This is a genomic window from Psychrobacter immobilis, assembly GCF_904846185.1.
Taxonomy (GTDB): Bacteria; Pseudomonadota; Gammaproteobacteria; order Pseudomonadales; family Moraxellaceae; genus Psychrobacter; species Psychrobacter immobilis_B.
The window spans coordinates 19258-43550 of record NZ_CAJGZQ010000002.1 but is presented as its reverse complement, the minus strand read 5'-3'; the positions used below and the strand labels follow the sequence as shown (position 1 = coordinate 43550).

Annotated in this window: 22 protein-coding genes; 15 read left to right on the top strand and 7 right to left on the bottom strand. The window is 43.7% G+C overall.

Features of this window, described 5'->3' with window-relative positions; translation table 11 throughout:
- Positions 1–206 precede the first annotated feature (206 nt).
- On the bottom strand, positions 207–803 hold the full coding sequence (locus JMW94_RS01130) for a hypothetical protein (RefSeq protein WP_201560366.1): 597 nt from the start codon (positions 801–803) through the stop codon (positions 207–209).
- Positions 804–1302: 499 nt separating this feature from the next.
- Between JMW94_RS01130 and JMW94_RS01125 the strand changes: the two genes are divergently transcribed.
- Positions 1303–1776, top strand: coding sequence for a DUF2799 domain-containing protein (locus JMW94_RS01125; protein ID WP_201599935.1), 474 nt, complete (start codon positions 1303–1305; stop codon positions 1774–1776).
- A 157-nt stretch (positions 1777–1933) separates the two neighbouring features.
- Here the strand turns inward: JMW94_RS01125 and JMW94_RS01120 are convergent, their stop codons facing one another.
- The 3 genes from JMW94_RS01120 to JMW94_RS01110 all read right to left on the bottom strand — a co-directional run bounded on the left by JMW94_RS01120 (position 1934) and on the right by JMW94_RS01110 (position 4160).
- On the bottom strand, positions 1934–2335 hold the full coding sequence (locus tag JMW94_RS01120) for an ExbD/TolR family protein (protein ID WP_045444454.1): 402 nt from the start codon (positions 2333–2335) through the stop codon (positions 1934–1936).
- 82 nt (positions 2336–2417) lie between these two features.
- The gene (locus tag JMW94_RS01115; protein WP_201599933.1) at positions 2418–3107 is read right to left on the bottom strand and encodes a MotA/TolQ/ExbB proton channel family protein; all 690 of its coding nucleotides are present in this window, start codon (positions 3105–3107) and stop codon (positions 2418–2420) included.
- Between the two features lie 78 nt (positions 3108–3185).
- Entirely contained in the window at positions 3186–4160 is a 975-nt protein-coding gene (locus tag JMW94_RS01110) for an energy transducer TonB (RefSeq protein ID WP_201599932.1), read from the bottom strand.
- Positions 4161–4674: 514 nt separating this feature from the next.
- On the opposite strand from JMW94_RS01110, the gene JMW94_RS01105 reads away from it, so the two are divergent.
- From JMW94_RS01105 to JMW94_RS01090, 4 genes are all read left to right on the top strand, one after another.
- Positions 4675–5724 (top strand): siderophore ABC transporter substrate-binding protein, encoded by a 1050-nt coding sequence (locus tag JMW94_RS01105; RefSeq protein ID WP_201599929.1) that lies wholly within the window; start codon positions 4675–4677, stop codon positions 5722–5724.
- A 101-nt stretch (positions 5725–5825) separates the two neighbouring features.
- Entirely contained in the window at positions 5826–6926 is a 1101-nt protein-coding gene (locus JMW94_RS01100; protein WP_265088294.1) for an ABC transporter permease, read from the top strand.
- Between the two features lie 116 nt (positions 6927–7042).
- Positions 7043–8104 (top strand): iron chelate uptake ABC transporter family permease subunit, encoded by a 1062-nt coding sequence (locus JMW94_RS01095; protein ID WP_201599926.1) that lies wholly within the window; start codon positions 7043–7045, stop codon positions 8102–8104.
- Between the two features lie 100 nt (positions 8105–8204).
- Complete coding sequence (locus JMW94_RS01090; protein WP_087814408.1) at positions 8205–8975, top strand: ABC transporter ATP-binding protein; 771 nt, start codon at positions 8205–8207, stop codon at positions 8973–8975.
- A gap of 493 nt (positions 8976–9468) precedes the next feature.
- Here the strand turns inward: JMW94_RS01090 and JMW94_RS01085 are convergent, their stop codons facing one another.
- A complete protein-coding gene (locus JMW94_RS01085; RefSeq protein WP_201599923.1) occupies positions 9469–10848 on the bottom strand; it encodes a PepSY-associated TM helix domain-containing protein in 1380 nt (459 codons plus the stop codon).
- Positions 10849–11015: 167 nt separating this feature from the next.
- The gene (locus tag JMW94_RS01080) at positions 11016–13085 is read right to left on the bottom strand and encodes a TonB-dependent receptor domain-containing protein (protein ID WP_201540219.1); all 2070 of its coding nucleotides are present in this window, start codon (positions 13083–13085) and stop codon (positions 11016–11018) included.
- A gap of 656 nt (positions 13086–13741) precedes the next feature.
- Between JMW94_RS01080 and JMW94_RS01075 the strand changes: the two genes are divergently transcribed.
- Positions 13742–15151: a uracil-xanthine permease family protein gene (locus JMW94_RS01075; RefSeq protein WP_201599920.1), complete on the top strand. Its 1410-nt coding sequence runs from the start codon at positions 13742–13744 to the stop codon at positions 15149–15151.
- 150 nt (positions 15152–15301) lie between these two features.
- Here JMW94_RS01075 and JMW94_RS01070 read toward each other — a convergent pair whose 3' ends face one another.
- A complete protein-coding gene (locus tag JMW94_RS01070; protein ID WP_055124609.1) occupies positions 15302–15967 on the bottom strand; it encodes a TetR/AcrR family transcriptional regulator in 666 nt (221 codons plus the stop codon).
- Between the two features lie 254 nt (positions 15968–16221).
- Between JMW94_RS01070 and uraD the strand changes: the two genes are divergently transcribed.
- The 9 genes from uraD to JMW94_RS01025 all read left to right on the top strand — a co-directional run bounded on the left by uraD (position 16222) and on the right by JMW94_RS01025 (position 24034).
- On the top strand, positions 16222–16743 hold the full coding sequence (gene uraD / locus JMW94_RS01065; protein ID WP_045453217.1) for a 2-oxo-4-hydroxy-4-carboxy-5-ureidoimidazoline decarboxylase: 522 nt from the start codon (positions 16222–16224) through the stop codon (positions 16741–16743).
- Between the two features lie 42 nt (positions 16744–16785).
- On the top strand, positions 16786–17154 hold the full coding sequence (gene uraH / locus JMW94_RS01060) for a hydroxyisourate hydrolase (RefSeq protein ID WP_201599916.1): 369 nt from the start codon (positions 16786–16788) through the stop codon (positions 17152–17154).
- Positions 17155–17276: 122 nt separating this feature from the next.
- Entirely contained in the window at positions 17277–18602 is a 1326-nt protein-coding gene (locus JMW94_RS01055; RefSeq protein WP_201599907.1) for a urate hydroxylase PuuD, read from the top strand.
- A 97-nt stretch (positions 18603–18699) separates the two neighbouring features.
- Entirely contained in the window at positions 18700–19680 is a 981-nt protein-coding gene (gene puuE / locus JMW94_RS01050; RefSeq protein WP_201599894.1) for an allantoinase PuuE, read from the top strand.
- Between the two features lie 55 nt (positions 19681–19735).
- Positions 19736–20572, top strand: a complete 837-nt coding sequence (locus tag JMW94_RS01045; protein WP_201581903.1) for a bifunctional allantoicase/(S)-ureidoglycine aminohydrolase — start codon at positions 19736–19738, stop codon at positions 20570–20572.
- A gap of 184 nt (positions 20573–20756) precedes the next feature.
- A complete protein-coding gene (locus tag JMW94_RS01040) occupies positions 20757–21305 on the top strand; it encodes an ureidoglycolate lyase (protein ID WP_227685367.1) in 549 nt (182 codons plus the stop codon).
- A gap of 241 nt (positions 21306–21546) precedes the next feature.
- Positions 21547–21822 (top strand): Trp family transcriptional regulator, encoded by a 276-nt coding sequence (locus tag JMW94_RS01035; protein WP_201599882.1) that lies wholly within the window; start codon positions 21547–21549, stop codon positions 21820–21822.
- A 112-nt stretch (positions 21823–21934) separates the two neighbouring features.
- Positions 21935–23353 (top strand): anthranilate synthase component I family protein, encoded by a 1419-nt coding sequence (locus JMW94_RS01030; RefSeq protein WP_201599880.1) that lies wholly within the window; start codon positions 21935–21937, stop codon positions 23351–23353.
- Positions 23354–23386: 33 nt separating this feature from the next.
- Positions 23387–24034: an anthranilate synthase component II gene (locus JMW94_RS01025; RefSeq protein ID WP_201599878.1), complete on the top strand. Its 648-nt coding sequence runs from the start codon at positions 23387–23389 to the stop codon at positions 24032–24034.
- The last annotated feature ends 259 nt before the right edge of the window (positions 24035–24293 follow it).

Genomic DNA, 24293 nt, shown 5'->3' with positions numbered 1-24293 from the left:
AGTAGCGCGGTGAATCATTATAGTAATAGCTGCTTAAAAAAACGTTTATAAAACAAACAATAACCATAAGATAAAGAGTCAGTTATAAAGACGTTACACTGCTAAGCATTACACTGTCAACTGTAAATGACTGAGAGTTTGCCAAAAGTGCTTGCATATTGCTTATAAATGGAGATTAAAAAATGATTTTCTACCTTGTAGCCGTTTTATAGGCGCTTTTGCATCTCTGACGCCCATTGTTCAAGCTGTTTTTTGAGCACCAACAAATCTGCTTCAATCAATTTTTGCTGATAAGCGGGATTGGATGAAGGACGCACATAAGCGATATCTTCCCAATAAATCACGATACTATTGGCCTTAGTCAGTAAACCTTTAACAAACGGCTCAATACTGACTGGCAAGTCTAGCGGTGCTTTATCCAAGCTAAAATTGGTTTTCTTGATAATCGTATTATTAGTGCTGTTATTAGCACGAATCGCACTTGGAATCGTGAGCTTAACATCATCTTTGCTTGTATCGACAAAACTACTATCTGGTCGCCATTGCCCATCAATCACTTGATAGCGCGTGTGCGGCAGCTGCACATCATCTAACACTAAACAGTATTGACCTAACATTCCACGCCCATATTCGTTGTCTTTACCTTTGATCCAATCAGGACAGCTCACCAGCTTTGGATTCAATTGCAAACGGCGCGCGGTCATGCGCAGCTTATCCAAACGCTGATCGATACCGTTAGGTTTGAGCGCCATCATACTCCCTAATACAAATAGTACAATGATAACGCCAATGAATGTTCCCATGATGATCCGGCCTTTTGGATAAATAAAAATGTACTAAAAAATAAAACCACTACTATCTATACAACAGGCTACAACAAAGACAGTGATTGCCTAGCTAACTATAAAAAAGCAATCACTGATTGTTTGAGCAGTAACTTTTAACCAGTCATTTTCTAACCAGTAGCGTTCTAATGTGCGGCTGTTTAACAAATGATTGTCTGAATACTGGCTACTATATAGAAGCTTATAATGAGCACGAACCGTTAAAAATCAAGCATGATGAGTTGATAATCACCAACCACCTGCGTTTTCGAATCTCGATGCTTTGGCTATATGTGCTAATAGATCAAATACTTAGCTCGAATAAAAAACAGTATAATAACGAGATACAAAAAGTTGTCAGCATCAAAAAGTGCTATGATAAACCATAATTTTAAACGCGCGCAGGTTTATTATGAATTATCTTCTTAAGCGAAACTCATCGACCGCTTCACTAGCGAGCAAATGTGTCCATAAACTCATGAGTAAAACTGGGCTTACCCTCTCGCTAGTAAGCGCTGCCTTATTTACCCTATCAGGCTGTGCAACGACGCAAAATCTCACCCCGCAGCAATGTCAGGAAAGCAACTGGCAAGAAGTCGGCTATGCTGATGGCTTACAAGGGCGTTCAGGTGCTTATTTCGGTCATTATGCTGATAGCTGCGCAAAGGTAGGTGGTCCCCTGCCCAACCGTATACAATGGGAGCAAGGGCGACAGCAAGGTCTCAAAAGCTACTGCACCGAGCTCAATGCTTATAAACTTGGTCGCGAAGGCTACGACTGGCAGCCCGTTTGTCCGCTCGAAGGCATCGAAAAGCTAGAAGAAGCTTACGCGCAAGGACGTTACTACTATATCCGTCAACGTGATCTCGATTACCTACGTTCGCCTTATCCGTTTGGCTACGGGCCTGGGCGCTTCGGTTACGGCTATCATCCCTTTGGCTATGGCTGGTAAAAAGAAAACCCCAATGAGTACTTAATTTGAGGTTTAAGTACTCATTGAGGCTGGAGAAAAGTTTATTATTTTTGTTTTATTGTTATATTAGCTACCTTTTTGATGGTTGGCTATCTAGCAAACATCATATGATAATCACGTCTTTTATAGACTCGCCTTATTCATTGACAAAGGCTATCTTCGTAAGTCCTGCTTGACTGGCAGCGGCTAGCACTTGAGCGACCGTGTCATACTTACTGTCTTTGTCAGCACGCAATTGTACAGAAGGGTCTTTACCTCCAGCACTTTGCTGTTGTAACCGTGCCTCTAACTCCTCCATGCTAATCGCATCGCTGTCCCAAAATATCCCTGCGTCTTTATCGATGCTAATTTGAATAGCCTCTGGTGGCGCCTCATTTAACGCAGCACTGGTCTTCGGCAACTCTAGTGGCACTGTCGGATTCAGTACGGTCGCCGTCAATAGAAATATAATCATCAATACCAGCATGATGTCGATAAGCGGAATGAGGTTCATCTCACTCATACTTTGACTGTCATCATCACCCAATTGAAATGCCATAATTACTCTCAATACATTTGGTTATTCGCAATATAGCTCGCTTGACTATCGCCTAACGGACTGTCCCATCAATGGATAATCGTTAAGGCTGCGACGTGGCTGAATTATGATAATGAGTCACTTGCTGAGCATCTGCTGTGTTTGAGTGCACACCCTTTGCTAACGAATCTTGGGTAACAGTCGATTTGCTGTCCGTTAACGGCTGCTGGGTAACGATCATTTCGGCAGAACGTGCTAATAAGTCATGCGCTCTATCGTTGGCGTGATACATCACACGGCGATTGATACGCACTGCAAGGTTATAAAACACCACGGCTGGAATCGCCACGGCGATCCCCAAACCTGTCATGATAAGTGCCTCACCGACTGGCCCTGCTACTTGTCCCAAACCCGCTTGCCCACTCATGCCAATGTTATGTAGCGCATGAAAAATTCCCCATACCGTCCCAAACAAACCGATAAATGGCGCAATTGCGGCCGTCGTCCCAAGAATAGGTAAGCCGCGCTCACTGGCAAAACGGTAACGACCAATATGCTTGAGCAAGATCTGCTCAGTAACCAAACGTCGAGTAGTGGCATCTGCTGCTATCATCTCAGCCTGTTTTACTTGAATCTGCTGACTCAAATCATCTGCAACATTGGCGGCCAATTTGCGGCTTTGTAGCACACGAATGATGCCAGTCACCCAAGAAAGAATAGATAAAGCAAGCAACAAAAAGAACAACGTTTTTGTCACCATGTCGCTGATTTGCCAGTATTGCATAAAGTCCATGTCAGACTCCTTTGTATTTTATTACCATTGTTCGATTATTTGCGATTGCGCCGATGCTTGGTACTAATAACCATGTATTTATGGCACATTATAAGTAACAGGTAATGTGACATTACCGACGACTGGCACGCCATTTTTAGTAAAAGGTCTGAATTTTCCAGAGCTTACTTGACGCTGCGCCTCTTTATCTACTATTGAATTGCCTGAAGATTGAGCAACGCGAGCACTATCAATACCGCCCTGCTTATTCACTCTTAATATCAATACCACTTTGAATGTATCACCCGAAGATGCTCTACGAGCGGCTCGAGTAGGAAAGCTAAAGTTTGGCGCTGATGCCCAGTCTGCAGCACTAGCAGTAAAGCTCACGGGTTCATTACTTGCAGCGGCTGCTGCTTTTTGCGCGGCATCTTTAGCCGCTTTGTCTTCTGCTGCTTTTCTGGCATTCGCTTCGGCTTGAGCTTCTCGGGCAGCCTTGGCATCGGCTATTCTCTTAGCGTCTTGCACTGCTCTATCATGGGCTTCTTGAGCGGCCTTTTGTGATGCTACTGCTAGCATTTTACGTCGTTCTTCAGCTTCACGTTGACTATCAGCCATTGAGGTATCGACTTTCGATTCTACTATTGGCTTTTTCGACACCTCTTTTTTAATAATATCCGGCTTCTTTTTTTCTACTTTTACGACAGGTGCTATATCAGCCTTTTTGGCTTTTACCACCGGTTTTTCTGGTGTATTTTGCTTAGCCTTCACTACTGGAGCTACTTTAGGTTTTGACGGTGCTTGTTTTTTAGGTTCAGGTTTTGACTCTGTTTTAGGCGCTGCTTTTTTGGGCGTTACTTCCTGAACTTTTTCTACTTCAGGGACGGCTGTTTTGACAGGTAACGTCACCATCTCTATCTCGATAGGTGGTGTGTCTTTTTTTGGTTCAACTTTTATCTCAGGCGTCTTGATCGCCACCAATGCGACTGCCGTCAGCACGTGCAAACCCACCACTATAATAATAGCTGCGAGTATCAATTTAAGTGGTGGCGCGTCTAAATCCGTTGAACTCATAACACCCTAATATTCATTAACCGAGGTAGAATGGCGTAGATAATAATGCAAACGATAATTATTATCAATAATAAATTTATAATAATTTTGCTTATCAGGCAAATAATCGGCCTATCATTTAGCGTTATTAATAAGCAAAATTTTCTTAGTTATTCGACCACCCTTTCTCAAATATCGCTATGTATGCTTATTGTGCCAAGGCAGTCAAACCCCATGTAATAAAGTGACGTAATAAAAACCATTATCATTTGTATTGATAATGAGTCTCAATTAATTTATCATAGCCCCTAATCGACTGCGAATCTTTAAGATTACAAAATCTCAAGATATTAAGGCATGTTGAACATCTCAATAGCTAAGCGTAAAAACAACCCATAAAAAATCATAACGTCAAAAGTAATACCGTCGAGCATTGTATGGTGTGAAGCATTACATCGATGAAGTTCTTTTTACTTTTATATGACCGATTATTTGATACATCCTTTGTCCAACCAGCTGATATACCGAGTTATTTATGTCTATTATTTTATTGCCTAACCGCTCTACTCCTTTTTTCAAACGCCCTTTACTGACTGCCATGGTGACCGCTCTGGTTGCTACGATCAGTGTGACAGGTTGTAGCTCACCTGAATCTAACGACTCCGAGCCCGCTGACGCTAAGACTGAAAATCAAACAGCAGATCATGCCTCGAATGTCGCTAATAACGATGCGGTCTCTGTTGAAAAAATCACGGTCGACACGGTAAAAGGTAATATCGACTTGGCAATGAATCCATCGCCGTTGGTGGTCTATGATATGACGTTGATGCAGGATTTGGCCGCGCTTGATGTTGCTGTTGATGGCATGCCAAGCGGTCTAAAATTAGACAATTTACAATCTAAGACACAGCCTGAACCAAAAACTGTCGGCACTGTATTTGAGCCAGATCTTGAGGCGTTGAACGCGATGCAGCCGCAAGCTATCTTGGTCGGCTCGCGCATGGCAGAAAAATATGATGCGCTGTCTAGTATTGCGCCAACGCTCGACATGACAATTGATACTGCAAATATCTATGAATCGAGCAAGCAGCGTTTGCATGATTTGGGTGCATTGTTCGGTAAAAGTGCTCAAGCAGCGAAACTGCAAGGCAATATCGACGGGCTCATTGATGAGACCAAAACATTAACCAAAGATAAAGGTAAAGGCTTAGTGGTCATGGTCAATGGCAATAAGCTGTCTGCCTACGGCGACAAATCACGCTACGGTTTTATCCATACCGTGCTGGATATTCCAATGGCAGATGACCAAATCGCCGATGCGCGCCACGGCCAGCCAATCTCGTTTGAATACATACAAAAAACCAATCCAGACTGGTTATTCGTCGTCGATCGCAGTGCCGCCATTGGTGAAGATGGTGCTGGTGCCAAAGCCGTATTGGACAATCCATTGGTCGCGCAAACCAACGCATGGAGTAAAAATCAAGTGGTTTACCTTAGCCCAGACTCATACCTTGCCTTTGGCGGTTATTATCAATGGATGCAGGATTTGACGACCATCAAAGAGGCTTTTGCTAACGCTAAATAAATGATGCGTTAAATAAGCAATATGCTAAACAAGCGTCATTCGTTTTTAGGCAACTGTCATCACTGTCAGTTGCCAACCCTCACTTTAAGCCAGTAGCTGATATGCCGTTATTTTCCTCTCGTGCGAAGACCAGCGTCAAAGCCCGCCCTACTTTACCAGCCGAATCAACGAGTTGGCAAAAAAGCGCAAGCCATGGTCTAAGCTCTAAAAATCGCCGTGCTTCTATACCGCCGTGGGTCATCAACACGGGCAGCCTCATTATTATGGGGCTTTTGGTGTTATTAAGCTTATCAATTGGGGTGGCTGATTTTTCATGGTCAGGTATATTTCACAGCCTTATCAACCATAGCGCCAACTCCGATAGCTCACTGCTACTGGTCAGTCGCCTACCGCGTACCATCGCTATTATCTTGACCGGTGTTTCCATGGCAGTTGCTGGGATGATTATTCAAGTGGTGCTCAAAAACCGCTTCGTTGAGCCATCGATGGTCGGTGCAACTCAAAGCGCCGCACTGGGATTATTGGTGGTTAGCCTGCTATTTCCAGCCAGTACGCTCATTGTCAAAATGGGCGTGGCTACCATCGCCGCGGTATTTGGCATGATGCTGTTTATGCTGCTGATTCATCGTATTCCGCCGACGGATTTTTTGATGATCCCGCTGATTGGTATTGTCTTCGGTGGCATTATCGAGGCAGTGACGACCTTTATCGCCTATCAAACAGAATCGTTACAGATGCTCAGCGTTTGGCAATTTGGTGATTTCTCTGGCGTCTTAGCAGGTCGTTACGAGCTGCTATGGTTGACGGGCGGATTGTGCGTGCTGGCGTATATCATTGCTGACAAGCTGACCATCGTCGGTTTGGGTGACAATATCGCACTCAATTTAGGCATCAGCAAACGACAAGTGACGTGGGTTGGCGTTGGTATGGTGGCGATGATGAGTGCAGTTGTCGTTGTCACCGTTGGCATGATTCCTTTTATTGGTTTGGTCGTGCCTAATATCGTCAGCCGATTGATGGGGGATAAATTGCGCCGTAGCTTACCAGCGGTGGCATTATTGGGCGCTTCGGCAGTGCTATTGTGCGATATTATTGGACGCTCGATTCGCTATCCATTTGAAGTGCCTGTGGCAACGGTTTTTGGAGTGGTCGGTACGGTACTGTTTTTATGGCTATTATTACGTGCGCCTGCTGAACAATAAAATAACTCGCCATAAAGTTTTTTATTCATAACGACTGATCAAACCTCTTTGCCTCTTCTCTTTCTTTTATCGTTGTTTTGTCTGATTAGATAAGCCTAGCACTATAGGATTTACGCATGTTTTCACCGTCTAAGCCTAGCGCCGCAGCCAATAACACTCTAGATGACAGTGCTTCAGAAAATAACGACAAAACTACTTTTGGACAAAGTTGTCTTGCGCAACTTTGGGCATTGATAGCCCGTCATCCAAAATCAATTGCCGCTATCATATTGCTGATCTCAACCATCCTATTTTTGACAGTCAATGTCAACGGGCATTGGGACTTTGCGCTACCACTACGAGGTAAAAAGTTACTGGCGTTAATGGTTGTCGGGTATGCGATTGGCGTATCGACCTTATTGTTTCAGACTTTAACGCACAACCCTATCCTGACGCCGTCATTGCTGGGCTTTGACTCGCTATACGTTTTATTACAAAGCCTGTTGGTTTTCTTTTTGGGCGCAATAAGTTTTACCAGTATCAATCCTCTTGCCAAATTCACCCTTGAAATTGTTTTAATGTTTGGCGCGTCATTATTATTATTTAAGCTGCTATTTTCAAAAAGCAGTCAGGATCTGACGCGACTGATATTGGTCGGCGTTATCTTTGGCGTATTGTTTCGTAGCTTATCAGCGCTGATTGCACGGCTAATTAATCCTGATGATTTCGTCGTTGTGCAATCTGCCAGTTACGCGCAATTTAATACGGTCAATCCTCAGCTGCTTGGTATCAGCATTGTTATCTGTGCCATTAGCGCGCTATTTATCTGGCGCTGGCGTTATCAGTGTGATGTATTGATGCTTGGCAAATCACAAGCCATTAACCTCGGTATCAATTATCAACGCCTAGCGTTTGGACTATTAACGGTCATTGCGGTATTGGTCGCCACGGCAACCTCATTGGTCGGTCCAGTGACTTTCTTTGGGCTGTTGGTTTGTGCGCTAACCAATCGTATCGCTCGCCATATGTATCACAGCGAGCGTCTGATATTGGTCAGTTTGGTGGCGATGATTTGCTTGGTACTCGGTCAGACGATATTTGAGCAACTATTGGGCATGGCGGGTGTGCTATCGGTGGTGATTGAATTGGCTGGTGGCTTAGTATTCTTAATATTGATTTTTATGACTCAGCGTCGTTAATATCGCGCTTATTTAATAGTCACTGACCTAGTAGCCAATCATCTCAAAAACGTTGATATAGTAATGAAAAATCAGATCCTTTGTAAAAATAAGAACCATTATGATTAAACTCAATAATATCTCGCACCATATTGGCAAACAGCAAATTCTTCATAACATTACGTTGTCGTTACCAAGCGCCCAAGTGATTGCCTTGATTGGTCCCAATGGCGCGGGTAAATCTACTTTATTTTCGGTCATGGCGCGCTTGCAACCGCTACAGTCGGGACAAGTCAGTTTCGCTGTAGATAATGAGGAACGTGATATTGTTAGCTGTCATGCGCGAACTTTGTCTAAAACTGTGGCGATGCTTGGACAAGACAACCAAGTGCAAGGGCGACTGCGCGTGCATGAGCTGCTGATGTTTGGGCGCTATCCTTACCATCAAGGACAGCCAACCGCAGATGATCAGCAAAAAGTAAACGAGATTATCGAACGTTTTGAGCTTGCGCCATTAGCCGAGCGTTTTTTATCGACACTATCGGGTGGTCAGCGTCAGCGGGTGTTAATTGCGATGATTGTTTGTCAAGATACACCGTATTTATTGCTCGATGAGCCACTGAATAATTTGGATATGTACCATGCTGGTCGCCTGATGCGTGAGCTGCGCGAATTGAGTCATACTCAGCAAAAAACCGTGGTCATTGTGCTGCACGATATCAATCAAGCTGCGCAGTTCGCCGATACCGTGGTCACTATGAAAGAGGGTCAGGTAATGGCTGTCGGTCAACCTGCAGAGGTCATCACCCAAACAACCATGAAGGATCTGTATAACGTCGATGTTAGCGTGCTCAGTCATCAAGGTCGCCCAGTGATTGTCGATGCGGTTTAAGTACAGAACTTTGCAAACAATAAAAGGAATTGTTGATGCATAAAATCCTATTGAATCATCGATGGATAAATTACAGAAACTTATCTCTATTAATTTTAATCATTAGCTTTTGTCTATGCATTTATTACGCTGTGAATAAAGAGATAGCAGATACGCTGTTTTGGTTAGGCATGACTTTGTATGTTCTAAGATTGTTGGTTATTCCGATGGATTTTACTCAAAATATTGCTTCAGTAGATTATACAAAAAACTTTGACGAAAACAACAGATGGCATAGATGGGTAATGTTGGGTGAAAAATTTGCTTTTTTGATATTTACCGTTGGGATAGCCTACAGTATATTTTTGCAATTAAAGCTTTAGTTAGCGACCTTAATAAATACTATCAAAGATAGCTGTACTCTGTAATATTGACGTTACCACCTTGACCTCTGAAGGTTGCATCATCATTATTATGGATATGGTTTAAGTACAGCATATCTTATAGTTGCTCTTTAATGGCTGGTTTCGCGTAATCGCTTCAAAGAGTTGTCTTTAACCGTCAATTTTTGCCTTTGCTTTAATCGACTTTGACGCCCTTTGACCCATAAATACACACCTGTGCCAGATAAGACCGCCACGGCTAACCCCGTCAATGCTAAAAATATTTGATACAACAAATGACCTACGCCATTGCTGATATGACCCATGTGTAGCGTTGCCATCCATTGATCAGCTTGATTACCAAATGAGCTTTGATACCCAAAATTAACACGCTCGACATTGCCTGTTGCGGCGTCAACCGTGATAGATGACGCACCGCTTTTTTTACCGATATCTTTATTGGTTTTAAAGCGCATTTGCCATTGATTGTCCTCTTCTACCCAACGCACTCCCAATAGCTGCTGGACGTCGACGCCATTTTTTTGCGCGGCGATCTCTGCCTGCCTGCTTAAATAAGCGATGCTATTAGCCTTATCTACCCTATTACCGCTATTGGTCTTAGTGCTATTATTAATAGTAGTCGCCTCATCACTACTAGATTCAGTGTTTATTGCAGGCTTATTTTGTTTCTTTTCTTTGCCTTCATCTCTACCTTCAAACCCTACCAGCGCTTGCATTACAGGCTGATATACCGATTTTAAATTAAAACCAACACTCGACCACGCAATGACAAACAACATGAGCCAGAGCCATAAGCCAAACGCATGATGCAAATCATAATTAAGCTTAAAAGTATTGGTTTTTCGGCGGATTTTCCAAGCAGGTAGCCAGCGTTTAAAAAATGAAGCGCGGAGTTTGCCAGATGGTTTTCTCAATGCGGATTGTTGAGATTTATTGGCGCTAACTGCTCTTGGAAAGGTTAAATAAAAGCCGATGAAACAATTAATCGTCCAAATTAAAGACACGATACCCAGTATTAATTTGCCGATATCACCTAGCAATAAATCTCGGTGCAACCAAAATACCTTGTACATCGTATTGCGCCATGCCCATTCCTCTTTATCACGCGTACCGATGATTTCACTAGTAAAGGGATCGACATATACCTCTTGAAATGGGGCTTTAGGAGCATTATCTGCTGCCTGACCTCGCGTTCTATCTACCGAAAAAACCGCTGATTTGTTCAGCTCCACTGACGTTGGCATACTAGAAAATTGATACTGTGGATAGGCGCTGATAACAGCATCATGCAGTGTGGCGATCGGTAGTGGCGGCTTGTGTTGCGCCTCAATATTTGCCAGCTTGTGATTGAACACATCATCTAACTCATCATGAAACGCCAATAGCGTGCCCGTGATACCAGCCATGATCAAAAAAGCTGCCATCGCAAGCCCAGTATAACGATGAATCCATAAACAGCTCTGACGCAACGTAGGGGGCAATGAAGTCATTAGTATTGGTTTTTTATTCATCGTTTCTTTATTCATTGGTTATTTTTATTGGTATTTAAAAAAAGTTGTAATTGCTATCACATGCTTCGCCATTTACTGACCATAAAAAAGCCAGCTATCCTATACAGACAGCTGGCCCTTTCATCTATCATCAAGTGACAATAAGATTAGAACTGATACGTCAATGACGCTTTAATATTACGACCTTTCTCAAAGTCAGTAGCAACATCATCAATCGGATTTAGACGAGATGAGTGGCTCGCATAAGCTTCATCGAAAAGATTATAAACGCCAAGCGTGGCTTTTAATCCATCAACTTGTTTTGGCGAATAGTTCATAAAGATATCATGAACATTATAGCTTGGTTTTTCAATCTCATTTTCAGACGTATTCGGCATCACTGAAGCGACATACGTACTGCGCCAGCCGATATCTGTGGTCTCTGTTGGAGCATAAGCCAGATTGACCATATATTTGTCGCCTGATTCTGAGCTGCTTCCGGTCACTGAAGGAATGCTGTAGCCCGTTTTTTCACCTTCGCTGCGTGCGCGTGAATAGCTCAAACCCATACTAAAGTTATTCATTTTATAGTCGGCAGCGAGCTCAACCCCTTTAATTTTAAAATCTTCATCTTTATTGATGACACCTTGGCATTCACCACCTAATTGTCCAGTGACACAGTCTAAGCCAACGCGAGTTCCGCCGGAACGAACAAATTCGATGTAGTTTTCGATATCGGTTTCAAAGTACTTACCGCTTAGTTGTAGTGCATCACCAGCTACCGTTAGATCACGCAAGGTTGTGACTATACCCACTTCAGCGTTAGACCCTTCTTCTGCTTTTAAGTCATTATTAACGTACGTTTTGTCACCATTTGAATTAAAAATGGTTTGGCTTAAGTCAGGACCATTAAATAACTGCGTGTAGCTAGCAAATACTTGCGTCAATGGTGCAATCTCATAGCTTGCGGCAAGTGCACCAACGACATTATCATAGGTTTTGCCACCAGAGATAAACTCAGGAGATTTGTAGCGGTCATAACGCACACCAGGTGTTAAAGTGAGCTTACCATTTTTCCATTGGTCTTCTAGATATACTGATGTATTGGTTGCCTCGTCTGACCCTGCTTTGACGAAGTCGCGCTCCATCTCCGATTCTTTTTTGTAATGCTCAATACCAGAGATAAGCTTGTGTGTGCCAACATTCGTAGCAATGTCACTGGTGTTTTGGATTTTTGCGCCTGTGGTTTGAACTTCAGCGTTAAAATCAAAACCTGGATCATTGATATAATCAGAATCGCGCAAAATGCGGGTTTTGGTTTGATACACGTTGGTATCTACATCAATCAGTGGGTTGCTAGGATTAAAGCTATAATCAATACCATAAGTATCGCGCTTCACCTGTTGCGGAATTGGAGGCTCAGAGCGGCTAGGGAAGTCTGGACGGAATGGGAAAATACCTTTCTTTTCAGTTTGGCTGAAATTTGCGCCAATATGATGGTCATCGGCAATATAAGCACCCGCCTTTAATAAGATGCTTTCAGTTTTACTGTCTTCAAACAGCTCACGACCGTTACCATCTTCGCCAGAATCGCTATCGCGCTTGCCATAGTAAGCCAGTAAGTCAACATTGTCCGTTGGTGCGGCATATACAGTCGTTGACGTTAGTAGCTCGTCATTATTACTGGCATAGCCTGCGTGAACTTTCGCTCCTATTCTTTGACCCGGTTTCAGCAAATCCACTGCATCAACGGTTTTAAAAGCCACCGCCCCGCCAATGGCATCGTTACCGAGCGTGACAGAATTGTTGCCAACTGCCACATCTGCTTGCTTAAGCAAGTCAGGGTCAATAGTAATGTCACCCATATGATAAAAAAGTTTGCCTTCTTGACGCGCCCCATCGATAGTGACTTTTAGGTTGCTGTCTTCAAGACCACGAATACGAATACGCTGATTGACCGCTGAGGTACCACCTACCGTAACTCCAGGAACGACATTCAAAAAATCGCTTAAATGGCTGGCTTGCTGCGCTGGCGTATAGTCTTCTATGTAAACAGAATCGGTTTGCACTTTATCGCGTACTGAGCTATTGGCTGTCACCGTAATGGTCTGCAACGTGGTGCTTGGCATGTCTTCTGCAGGTGCTGCACTGACTGCTTGTGACCATAATACCGCTGCCACGCCCATGGACAATACCGTCATTTGACTAGATAGTTTTGATAACTTTACTTCACGCATAACACACTCACCTTATTGACTATCACAAATTAGAATTTTTAAGAGCTATTTACTGTTGAGCACAGCTTGTGGCAGTTGCACCGCTTATTGTTGAAAACCATTTTTTAGACGATTGGAATCTTGACAAAGCCAAAGTCTTTCATACGAATAACAATGTTAATGATAATTATTAGCATTTTAATAGTGAGAGGCATAATAACGAAGTACTAACAATTTGGCAATAATTAATGCGAGAAATTTAATATTAAAAAATAGCGCTAAATCTGGCTGACTTATTCCGTTTTGTTGCTTACTGTTTTTAGACGAGTAGAAATAGCGAGCAAACCAAATCCGCTGCGCTATGTTCGTCTAATAGACTGTTATTATTTAAGAAATAAAGCCATCAACATGAAAAAAAACATTGCAATAGCCAACCCTTTCACTATACCCTTAGATAGCTGACCAATTAGTCAGGTTTAAACCTACGACTATTAGTCATATTGATAAATAATAGCTAGCTGCTGATATTTATTAGCACAAGGATAAGTGCGACTCTTTGTGAGACAACTAAGCAATATGAAGATAAACGGTGTGTCGATATCCATCTCTAAACTCATCACACTGCTTAGCTCTCTCCACAGAGCTTGGACTAAAAGTCACTTTAGGAGGAAGCCAAGATGAGCGAACACATTCAAGGGAACCCCGATTTACTATACGGATTGCATGACCGCCCTACCCCTACAAAAGCCTTTTTGGGCGCAGTACAACACGTACTTGCCAGCTTTGTCGGTATCATCACCCCCTCATTAATCATAGGCGGCGTCTTGGGTTTGGGGGAACATATCCCTTATCTCATCAGCATGTCATTGATGGTATCAGGGGTCTCTACCTTTATTCAGACCCATAAAGTTGGACCAGTAGGTTCCGGTCTTATGGCGTTACAAGGAACCAGTTTTGGCTTCTTGGCTGCGGTATTGGCGGCAGGTTTTGTGGTAAAAAACAAAGGCGGGAGCCCGGAGGAGATTCTCTCTGTTATCTTTGGCGTCTCCTTTCTTGGTGCCTTCGTTGAGATTTTCTTAAGTCAATTCATCACCAGACTCAAATCTCTGATGAGCCCTATCGTGACGGGTTGTGTGATTGTGACCATCGGTCTGTCATTAACCAAGGTTGGTCTGACGGATTTGGCAGGCGGCGTGGGCGCTGAAGATTTCGGGAGTATACAGAATCTGCTGCTCGGTGGCGGAGTCTTGATCAGTGTGGTATTGATTAGTATTGTTAATAATAAAGTCATTCGCTCCAGTGCTATTTTTATAGGGTTGATGCTTGGTCTGATCGCAGCCATTCTTATGGGACGTATTGATTTCTCTTTGGTCTCTGATGCCCCTATCTTTACGCTACCTGTGCCATTCAAGTTTGGCTTTGGGTTTGATTGGCAGGCTTTTATTCCTATCGCCTTTATGTATGTCATTACCAGTATTGAAACCTCTGGTGATTTGACGGCGACTTCGATGATATCGGGCGAACCCATCAAAGGACCTTTATACGAGAAACGTATTAAAGGTGGCGTATTGGGAGACGGTGTCAACTCATTAATTGCGGCGGTGTTTAACACGTTCCCAGTGACGACTTTTAGCCAAAACAACGGCGTGATTCAGATGACCGGTATTGCCAGTCGCTATGTGGGCTTTTATGTTGGGGCTATCTTGTTCACTATGGGGCTATTTCCTATTTTGGGTGCTATCTTTACCCAATTGCCAAAACCAGTCGTTGGCGGTGTGACGTTATTGATGTTTGCAACGGTAGCGACCGCTGGTATTCGCATCCTATCAACGGTCAACTTTACCCATCGCAATATCTTAATCATTGCCACTTCGCTAGGTCTGTCTATGGGCGTGGCTTTTGTTCCTGATGTATTCGCACAGGCGCCGCAGCTTTTCCGTAATATCTTTGGTTCGGCGGTTACTATGTCAGGTATTGTGGCCATTACTCTCGATATGATTTTGCCCAAAAACTACGGTGTCGAATTTGATACGGTAGAACAACATCTGGATGACGGTCTAAAGCCTCTTAGACAAAAGGCTTCTTAAACGTACGTTAGAATAGTCAAACTCTTTACCAATCAGCATTGCTGTTCTAGTTCTGAAAATTGACTCTTTTAGCGCGCCTTAATACGAAAACATTCAGTATGCTTTCGTATTAATGGCATGTTATAGACGTAAAATAATAATAAATAAGCATTACTCAAGACCGCAGCCTCGCAAAATGAACGGCACCAAAAAGTCTGCCGCCCGCGCTTCATCCTGCTGATCGTACTCACTCTTTTCCATCAAACCAACGATTTCTGTCTCAAATTCTGCATATCGCTGCGTCGTTGCCCAAATCAAAATCAATAGCTGTAAAGGGTCAGCGATGCCAATTTTGCCTTGCTCATGCCAAGTTTTCATCACTTGTGCCTTGTCTAGCGCCCACGCCTTCATGGTCGCCGACATAAATTCATGCAGATGCGGGGCACCGCCGATGACTTCCAGCGCAAACAATTTATGGCGATTGGGATGAGCAAACGCTTGATGCAATTTAGTACGGACAAACTTTTCGATGACCGTTTTAGGGTCACTATCGACACTCATAGCGACCAAGCCATCGTTCCACTCTTGAATAATAGAATGCAGCACTGCTTGGTACAGATTTTTTTTATTCTTAAAGTAGTAATGCACGTTGGCTTTTGGCAGCTCGGCTCTATCGGCAATACCTTGCATCGTCGCACCGCGAAAACCTTGCAGCACGAACTCCTCTTCTGCCGCCGCCAAAATGACGGTTTGGTTGTGGGCGCGGATATCTTGCTGGTTGCGCTGTACAGGCGCGTCAGACGCAGCTTGTGGTTCTATATCGTTATGTTGAGCCATGATAAATGTTACCTGTCATTATTGTGATGAATAAAGAGCCATATCCCAGCCAATAACTGGATTCATATGCTAATTTTTATGAAATATCACCAGTCTAAATAAAATATTTGCATAAAGTAGTTGACCAAATGGTCAGGTTTAAGCAGAATAGCTCATAGTAAACCAATTATTATTCGATAAAGACTACTTTAGCATGAGATGTTATCGAGAGATGCTACTTCACTGCTTTTGTCAGCAAAGAAAAGGATGTCATAGTGAAATTATCTTTACAGCAGTTTAATGAGCTCTCAACAGCTGAGGCAATTTCACATCTATTGACCTGCTGTACCAGCACCCATTGGGCGCAGGCTTTAGAAAAAAAACGTCCTTTCGCTGATATATCTACATTACTTGCTCATAGTGATGATGCTTGGGCACAAGCACAGACAGCAGAAGCCCAGTTACTAGAGGCTTTTGATGGTCATCCACAAATCGGCAACGTCGACTCGTTAAAAGAAAAATACCGCAATACTCAAGACAGTGCTGCCCATGAGCAGTCGGGTGCCAATGATGCCAATGACGAGGTGATTGAAGCTTTGGCACAAGGCAATCAAGACTACCTTGATAAATTTGGCTTTATCTTTATCGTATTTGCTACCGGTAAAAGCGCACAGCAAATGCTCGATTTATTGTTAGCACGCTTGCCCAATGATCGCGCTACTGAACTGGTCAATGCGGCGGCTGAGCAAAATAAAATCACCCGCTTACGTTTACAGAAACTGCTGAGTGACGCTTAAAGCATTCAGCCCATCTGACTCATTTATATAAAAGGAATTATTATGTCAGGTACTCTCTCATCGCATATTTTAGATACCCATTTGGGCAAACCAGCCGCTGGTATTGCCGTGACGCTAGATCGCGTAAGCGCATCTGGCGAGGCATCTCTATTAGCCAATGGCGTCACCAACGCAGATGGACGCGTGGCACCAGATAGCTGGTCTTTTGACCCAACGATTGATATTGCTGAATATCACTTAGATGTTGGTCGTTATACCTTAACCTTTGATACGCAGTCTTATTTCGATGCACAAAATCTCACGGCTTTTTATCCACAAGTAGTCATCGATTTTATGATAAGTGATAACGGCCACTATCATGTACCACTACTGCTCAGCGCACATGGCTACAGCACATACCGCGGCTCTTAGTTATGTAGTTATATAGCATCACCATATAAAAGAACATCATAAAAGCACGTCGCCATAGCAAAACGCGTCGAAAGATTGAAAAAAGCTGAACAAAAGAAAATTGTAAAAAGGACATTTGCAACATGGGCGCTTATTATCTCGATTGGTTTAACTTATTTTTTCGCTGGTTCCACGTCATCGCTGGCGTGGCATGGATTGGTGCGTCTTTTTACTTTGTTTGGCTAGATCTTAGTTTACGTAAACCACCACAGTGGAAGGCTGACAAAGGCATTTCAGGCGACCTATGGGCGGTACATGGTGGCGGATTTTATGAAATTGCCAAATACAAGCTTGAGCCCGAAGAGATGCCAAAAACCCTGCACTGGTTTAAATGGGAAGCTTATACCACTTGGCTGACGGGTATGGCGATGCTCTCTATCGTCTACTATGCCAATGCGACTGCCTACTTGATTGATCCCAGCAAAGTCGATTTTGGTAGTAGTATCGGTGCCATCTCGACCAGTTTGTTATTTTTATTCGGCAGCTATTTCATTTATGAAGTGATTGTCCGCAGCCACTTGGGCAAAAACTCGTTCATTTTTAGCACCATTATTTTTATCCTATTAATCATCGCCTGCTGGGGTTCTTATCAGCTATTTAGTGACCGTGCTTCGTTCATTCATATCGGTGCTATCTTAGGTACGGTAATGGCAGGTAATGTGTTCTTTGGTATCATGCCCGCTCAACGAGCGCTGGTAGAATGCGTGAGGCGTGGCGAAAAACCAGGCAAAGAAGTAGCGGACTTGGCACTACAAGCAAAAAACCGCTCGCTGATGAACAACTATTTTACCTTACCGCTGATCTTTACCATGATTAGCAATCATTATCCGATGATGTACTCTCATGCTCACGGCTGGTTGGTATTGGTATTTGTGGGTATCATCACGGCTATTGTACGTCACTATTTTAACCAAAAGCATTTAGACAATCATAAGCCGCGTTATTTGGTCATCCCTGCTGTCTTAACTGTATTATTAATTATTTGGATGCGCCCAGAACCAATTGAGCCATTACCTATTGTCAATGCTGCAGTCGCTGCTGAAACGGCGACACCAAATAGTGTGCCACCAACAACTACTGATAGCGCAGTCGACGGTTCTAGTATAAGCAATGACGCTGTCTCAAATGAAAATATCACTGCCGATGTCGTGCCAGTAACTGCTTCTGCTGATGATGCCATTATGGATGTCGTGCACACGCGCTGTAGCACGTGCCATGCCGCTCAGCCTACTCAGCAAGGATTTGCCGCGCCGCCAGCTGGTATCATCTTGCAGACACCAACCGACATGAAAACTCATAAAGCAAAAATCGTCACTGCCGTACAAACGGGCTATATGCCACTGGGTAATCTCACAAAATTGACTGATGAAGAACGTCAGCAAATGGTGGCTTATGCATCGGGATTATAGATAAAGGCCGTAGATAAATATTATATAGATCCAAAGTTACGCCTTATTTTGCTTTAGTTGACTTAAGTTGCTTTAAAATATTTAGGATATATTGACAATGAGTAAAAAAATAATCAGCGATTTCAATCAAGACGCCTACCCTCGCGACTTAAAAGGCTATGCTGACACGCCGCCAAAAGCCAACTGGCCAGGCGGCGCTAAAATCGCTGTACAGTTCGTCCTCAATATCGAAGAAGGCGCAGAAAATAGCGTGATTCATGGTGACGGTCAATCAGAGCGGTTTTTATCGGATGTCTTGGGTACGCCAGAATTTAACAATCGTCATCAGTCGATTGAGTCGGCATTTGAATATGGTAGCCGTGTGGGTGTTTGGCGAGTATTGGATACTTTTAAAGAATACGGTTTGCCTATTACGACCTTCACTTGCGCCGCTGCTGCCGAAAAAACGCCGCATATTATCGAGCGAGTATTAGAAGATGGGCACGAAATCGCTAGTCACGGTCTGCGCTGGATTACTTATCAAAATATGTACCGCGAGACCGAGCGCGAGCATGTGCGCCGTGCCACTGAAATATTCGAGAGCATGATCGGCGGTCAGCCGCTTGGTTGGTACACGGGACGAGATAGCCCGAATACTCGTGAGTTGGTCGCCGAACAAGGTGGCTATATTTATGACTCAGACTCTTACGCGGATGAGCTCCCTTACTGGCTCAATGTCAAAGTAGAAGACGGTAATAAAATCGCTCGTAAGCCGCATTTGGTCATTCCCTATACCTTAGAGACCAATGACATGCGTTTTGCCTCAAGCCCAGGCTTTACCAACGCCGAGCCTTTTTATCAATATTTAAAAGACAGCTTCGATACCTTATACGAAGAAGGTGCGCACACGCCCAAGATGCTGACCATCGGTTTGCATTGCCGCATCATTGGTCGCGCCGGTCGCATCGTTGCCCTCAAAAAGTTTTTGCAATATATCACCAGCAAGCCCGATGTGTGGGTATGCCGCCGTGATGACATTGCCAAACACTGGTATAAAAACCATCCAGCCTCTGCCGATAACACTGCGAACTGGATGTAACCATACGTTTAGACACAAATTTATTGCGGCACAACACCACTAAGGAACATCAACAATGTCAACAAAGAGTACATATTACGCACCCACTGGCGGCTTGCCTCCACAAACACAACTGCTATCTGATCGCGCTATCTTCACCGAAGCTTATGCAATTATTCCAAAGCGCGTACTAACCGACATTGTAATTAGCTATTTGCCGTTTTGGACAGGTATGCGCATGTGGGTACTTGCACGTCCACTTTCAGGTTTCTCTGAAACTTTTTCACAGTATATCGTCGAAGTTGAGCCTAATGGCGGCTCAGAAAAGCCTGAACTAGATGCAAACGCTGAAGGGGTTATATTCATCGTAGAAGGTGAAATGGATATTACTATTGAAGGCGTGTCGCATCATCTTGAAGCGGGCGGTTATGCATTCTTACCACCTGGCTGCAAATGGACGCTAAAAAACAATAGCGACAAGCACGTTAAATTCCATTGGATTCGTAAAGCTTATCAACACTGTGAAGGTATTGAAGTGCCTGAAGCCTTTGTAACCAGCGATCACGATGTTGAAGCGATTGAGATGCCGGGTACTGATGGCGTATGGGCAACCACCAGATTTACCGAGCAGTCTGATATGCGTCACGACATGCATGTGAATATCGTGACTTTCCAACCAGGTGGCGTGATTCCATTTGATGAAACTCATGTGATGGAACATGGTTTGTATGTCCTAGAAGGTAAAGCCGTCTATCACTTAAACGGTGAATGGGTAGAAGTTGAAGCAGGTGACTTTATGTGGCTACGCGCATTCTGCCCACAATCTTGTTACGCTGGCGGACCCGGTCCATTTAGATACTTACTATACAAAGACGTGAATCGTCATATGCCGTTTATTCGCCCAGCACGATAAGCCCTGCGCAATAACAAGAATAATCAGAACAACAAAGCATTCAGAACGATGAGCAATATAGCGGCATAATCGTTCATTCGAATATGTCATTTATTCCCAGATGTTGATTTAATTCGCGTACGGGCTTATGGCAAAGTGGCTCATAGCAATTATAAACAGTGATCACCAAAAGTAAGGCAAAGTCATGAGTACTCTTATGAAGACTACGATCGTTGCAAGACCTTTAACCAAAGCTGAGTTTGCGCCCTACGGCACCGTAATAGAACCCTATGACAAGGAAACACAGACGCCTGAAAATAGCTACCATATCAATAAAGGCTATGCCTGCCGCCATCACGCCATCGCTGAAGCCAAACTTGACGGCGGCGATGTCGGCATGAGTATCTTCCGCGCTAAAAAACGTGAATTTCCTATTGCCTTATCGGTCATGGAATATCATCCGTTTGGCACGCAAGCGTTTTTTTCGATGAATGGTCAGGATTATATCGTCATCGTTGCACCTGCTGGTGCGCCGCCACAGTCTGCGGATGATTTGACCGTGTTTTATGTCCAATCTCATCAAGGTGTGCAATACGATGCCAATGTCTGGCATCATCCGCTACTTGCCCTCGGTCGCGACTCTGATTTTTTGGTGATAGATCGTATCAATGGCGAAGGCAAAAACTGTTATGAGCTAGATATAGAGGATTGGCAGGTGCAAATTGAACTTGCCAGTGAGCACTCTTCCGTTTAATTAGGGTCTGTAAACGAGCTGTTAACCATTCATAAACATAAAGCCAGCTAATCTTTATTAACTGGCTTTATGTTTATGAATGTAGTATCCATCCTATATAAATAATCATCTTCTAAAACACAGTGCCCATTTAACAGCAGTAGCAAAACATCTACATAGACTACTTGCCTTTTATGTACTATCGTACTAGAATACTGAAACGAAGTAAGCTTCCCTTTTCTTTTCCATTAAGATGAATGTTATGAGCACAGACCCTTATCACAGCTTATTAAGCCATTTAGCCAGTTGTCATGACAGCACCGCTATCGACCTGCTATTCAGTGCGCTATTGACGGAAAAGGAGCAGCAGGAAATTGCCAATCGTATCCGCATTTTTGACTTGCTTGAGCGCGGTGTCACCCAGCGCGAGATATCCGAGCAGCTAGGTGTCGGTATCGCTACCGTCTCGCGCGGCGCCAAAGCCATGCAAGTTCACGATGTGAGTGCCTTACTAATTACTCATAGACATGACTCATAGAAAACATTCATAAAAGACACAGCTGAAAAGCCCGCTTAATTAATTAGAAACTAGAACTTTAATTTGTCTTACTTTTTATTTGATCAATCATTGAACCAATTTGGATATTGTTATGACCTCTCCTAATTCAAAACCTAACCAACCTGCTGCTATTGATATTCCTAGTAAACCACAGCGCATTAAACTCACGCAGGATATTGATTTCTTTGCGTTGTTCAAACGTATTGAGCGCGCTTTTGAGACCTGTTATTTACTTGAATCATTGGGCGAAGATGGACATATGGCGCGTCATCATGCGATTGGTTTCGACCCCGTTATGACCATTGCTGCCATCGATCGTACAACCCTCGCGATTACTGATAATAAAACCGCTGAGACTAGCAGTTATCAAACGGATAATCCTTACGAGCTACTGCGTAAAATTACGCCGCAGCACGTCATTGCTCGCGACCAAAGCGGTGGTCTTGTCGGTTATTTGGGTTACGACAGTGTCAATTTCTTTGAACCCAGTCTCAATGCTAAAGCGAGCGATGACTTTGAACCGTTTAAATTTGGCGTATATTTGGATGGTTTGACGCTCGATAAGATGACCGGTGAGATTTTCTACTTTTATTATCCAACTGCGCAGCAAGAAAACCGCATCGAGCAAATCAAAGCCCTACTTGATGCACCAATCCCACATTATCAGCCGCCGACGGTTGAGTTTTTGGGTGACGGAATGAGCCAAGAAGCGCATGCCAAAGCCGTTATGCAAGTCAAAGAAGACATCATCTCAGGGCGTATCTTTCAGTGTGAGGTTGGCTTTAAATCCAAATACCGTATTGCCGGCGATAAAATGCCCATTTATGAAAAATTGCGGTCGGTCAATCCGTCGCCGCACATGTATTTTATGAAATTTGCTCAGCAGTGCATCATTGGTGCCTCACCAGAGCTGCTATTTCGCTTGCGCCAAGGTGAGATGGAAACCTATCCACTGGCAGGCACTGCCAAGCGCGGCGTCGATGTCATCGAAGACCGACAGCTTGCTCGCGCATTGCTCAACGATGCCAAAGAGATTGCCGAGCACAATATGCTAGTCGATTTGCATCGCAACGATATCGGTCGCGTGGCACAATTTGGCACCGTCAAAGTACGTAGCCTCATGGATATCAAACGCTTCTCTCATGTGCAACATATCTCGTCTGAAATCGTCGGAATCTTGCATCCTAATGAAGATATGTTTAGCGCCCTTGCCAGCAACTTCCCCGCCGGTACTTTGTCAGGCGCGCCAAAAGTTGAAGCGATTAAAGTCATCAATGAGCTAGAACCAGATGGTCGCGGTGCTTATGGTGGTGCGCTTGGATCATTTAACTTTAATGGTGACTGTATCTTTGCCATTCCTATTCGCAGCCTATTCATCAACGGCGAATCCGCTTATGCGCAGACCTGTGGCGGCAATGTCTATGACTCCAATCCTGCTGATGAATATCTAGAAATTCAGCGTAAATTGTCTGCCATGAAAGTGGTATTAGACAGTTTTATGAACCCGTAAATTGCTTATATTTTGCCAAAGAGTTGATAACCAATGAATGTTTTAATTATAGATAACTACGACTCGTTTACCTTTAATCTTTACCAATATATCGGCGAGATTTTGCAGACGATGGACGACGATAAAGCCGCAAACGTCATGGTTAAACGTAATAATGAGATAACGTTAGCAGATGTACAGGCAATGAATCTTGACCGCATTATCATTTCACCGGGCCCTGGCGCTCCTGACGATCCTGCCTACTTCGGTATTTGTGCCGAAGTCATCGAAGTCATGGGTAAGACGACGCCGCTATTGGGTGTCTGCTTAGGTATGCAAGGGATTGCGCATGTGTTCGGCGGCGATGTGGTACGGGCGAGCGTGCCGATGCATGGTAAGGTTTCATCGATTCGCCATGATGGCGCGGGTGTTTATCAAGGCTTGCCACAAGAGATTGAAATTATGCGCTACCACTCATTGATGGTAAAAGCAGACACCTTACCAGATTGCTTGGCTGTCACAGCTGTCGTCGCCAATGACGCTCATGCTGACTTAAGCTTGGCAGAATCAGCGCTAGCAGGTGAGGAGATTATGGGATTACAGCATAAAGACTATCCCATTCAAGGTGTGCAGTTTCACCCAGAGTCATTTGCGACGGAAGGTGCCAAACGCTTGCTGACGAATTTTTTACTACAGTTGTAAGTCATGATACTTAAGTTTGGGGGATATGACACCAAAGGGTGATAAGCTAAAGACAAGCGTACCTCTAACTCGAATAAATTGAATTTCATGTCTAACTGACTTGTGTTCGAACTTAATTAACGCTTTAATGATAGACTAAAAAAAATAAACAAAAGGCAGCCCTTACTCGGGTTGTCTTTTGTTATTTCAGCACAGTAATGAGTGATGAGCGACGAGTCAAAAAAACACCCTTAGCTAAAAAACTGACATAGCTTATTAT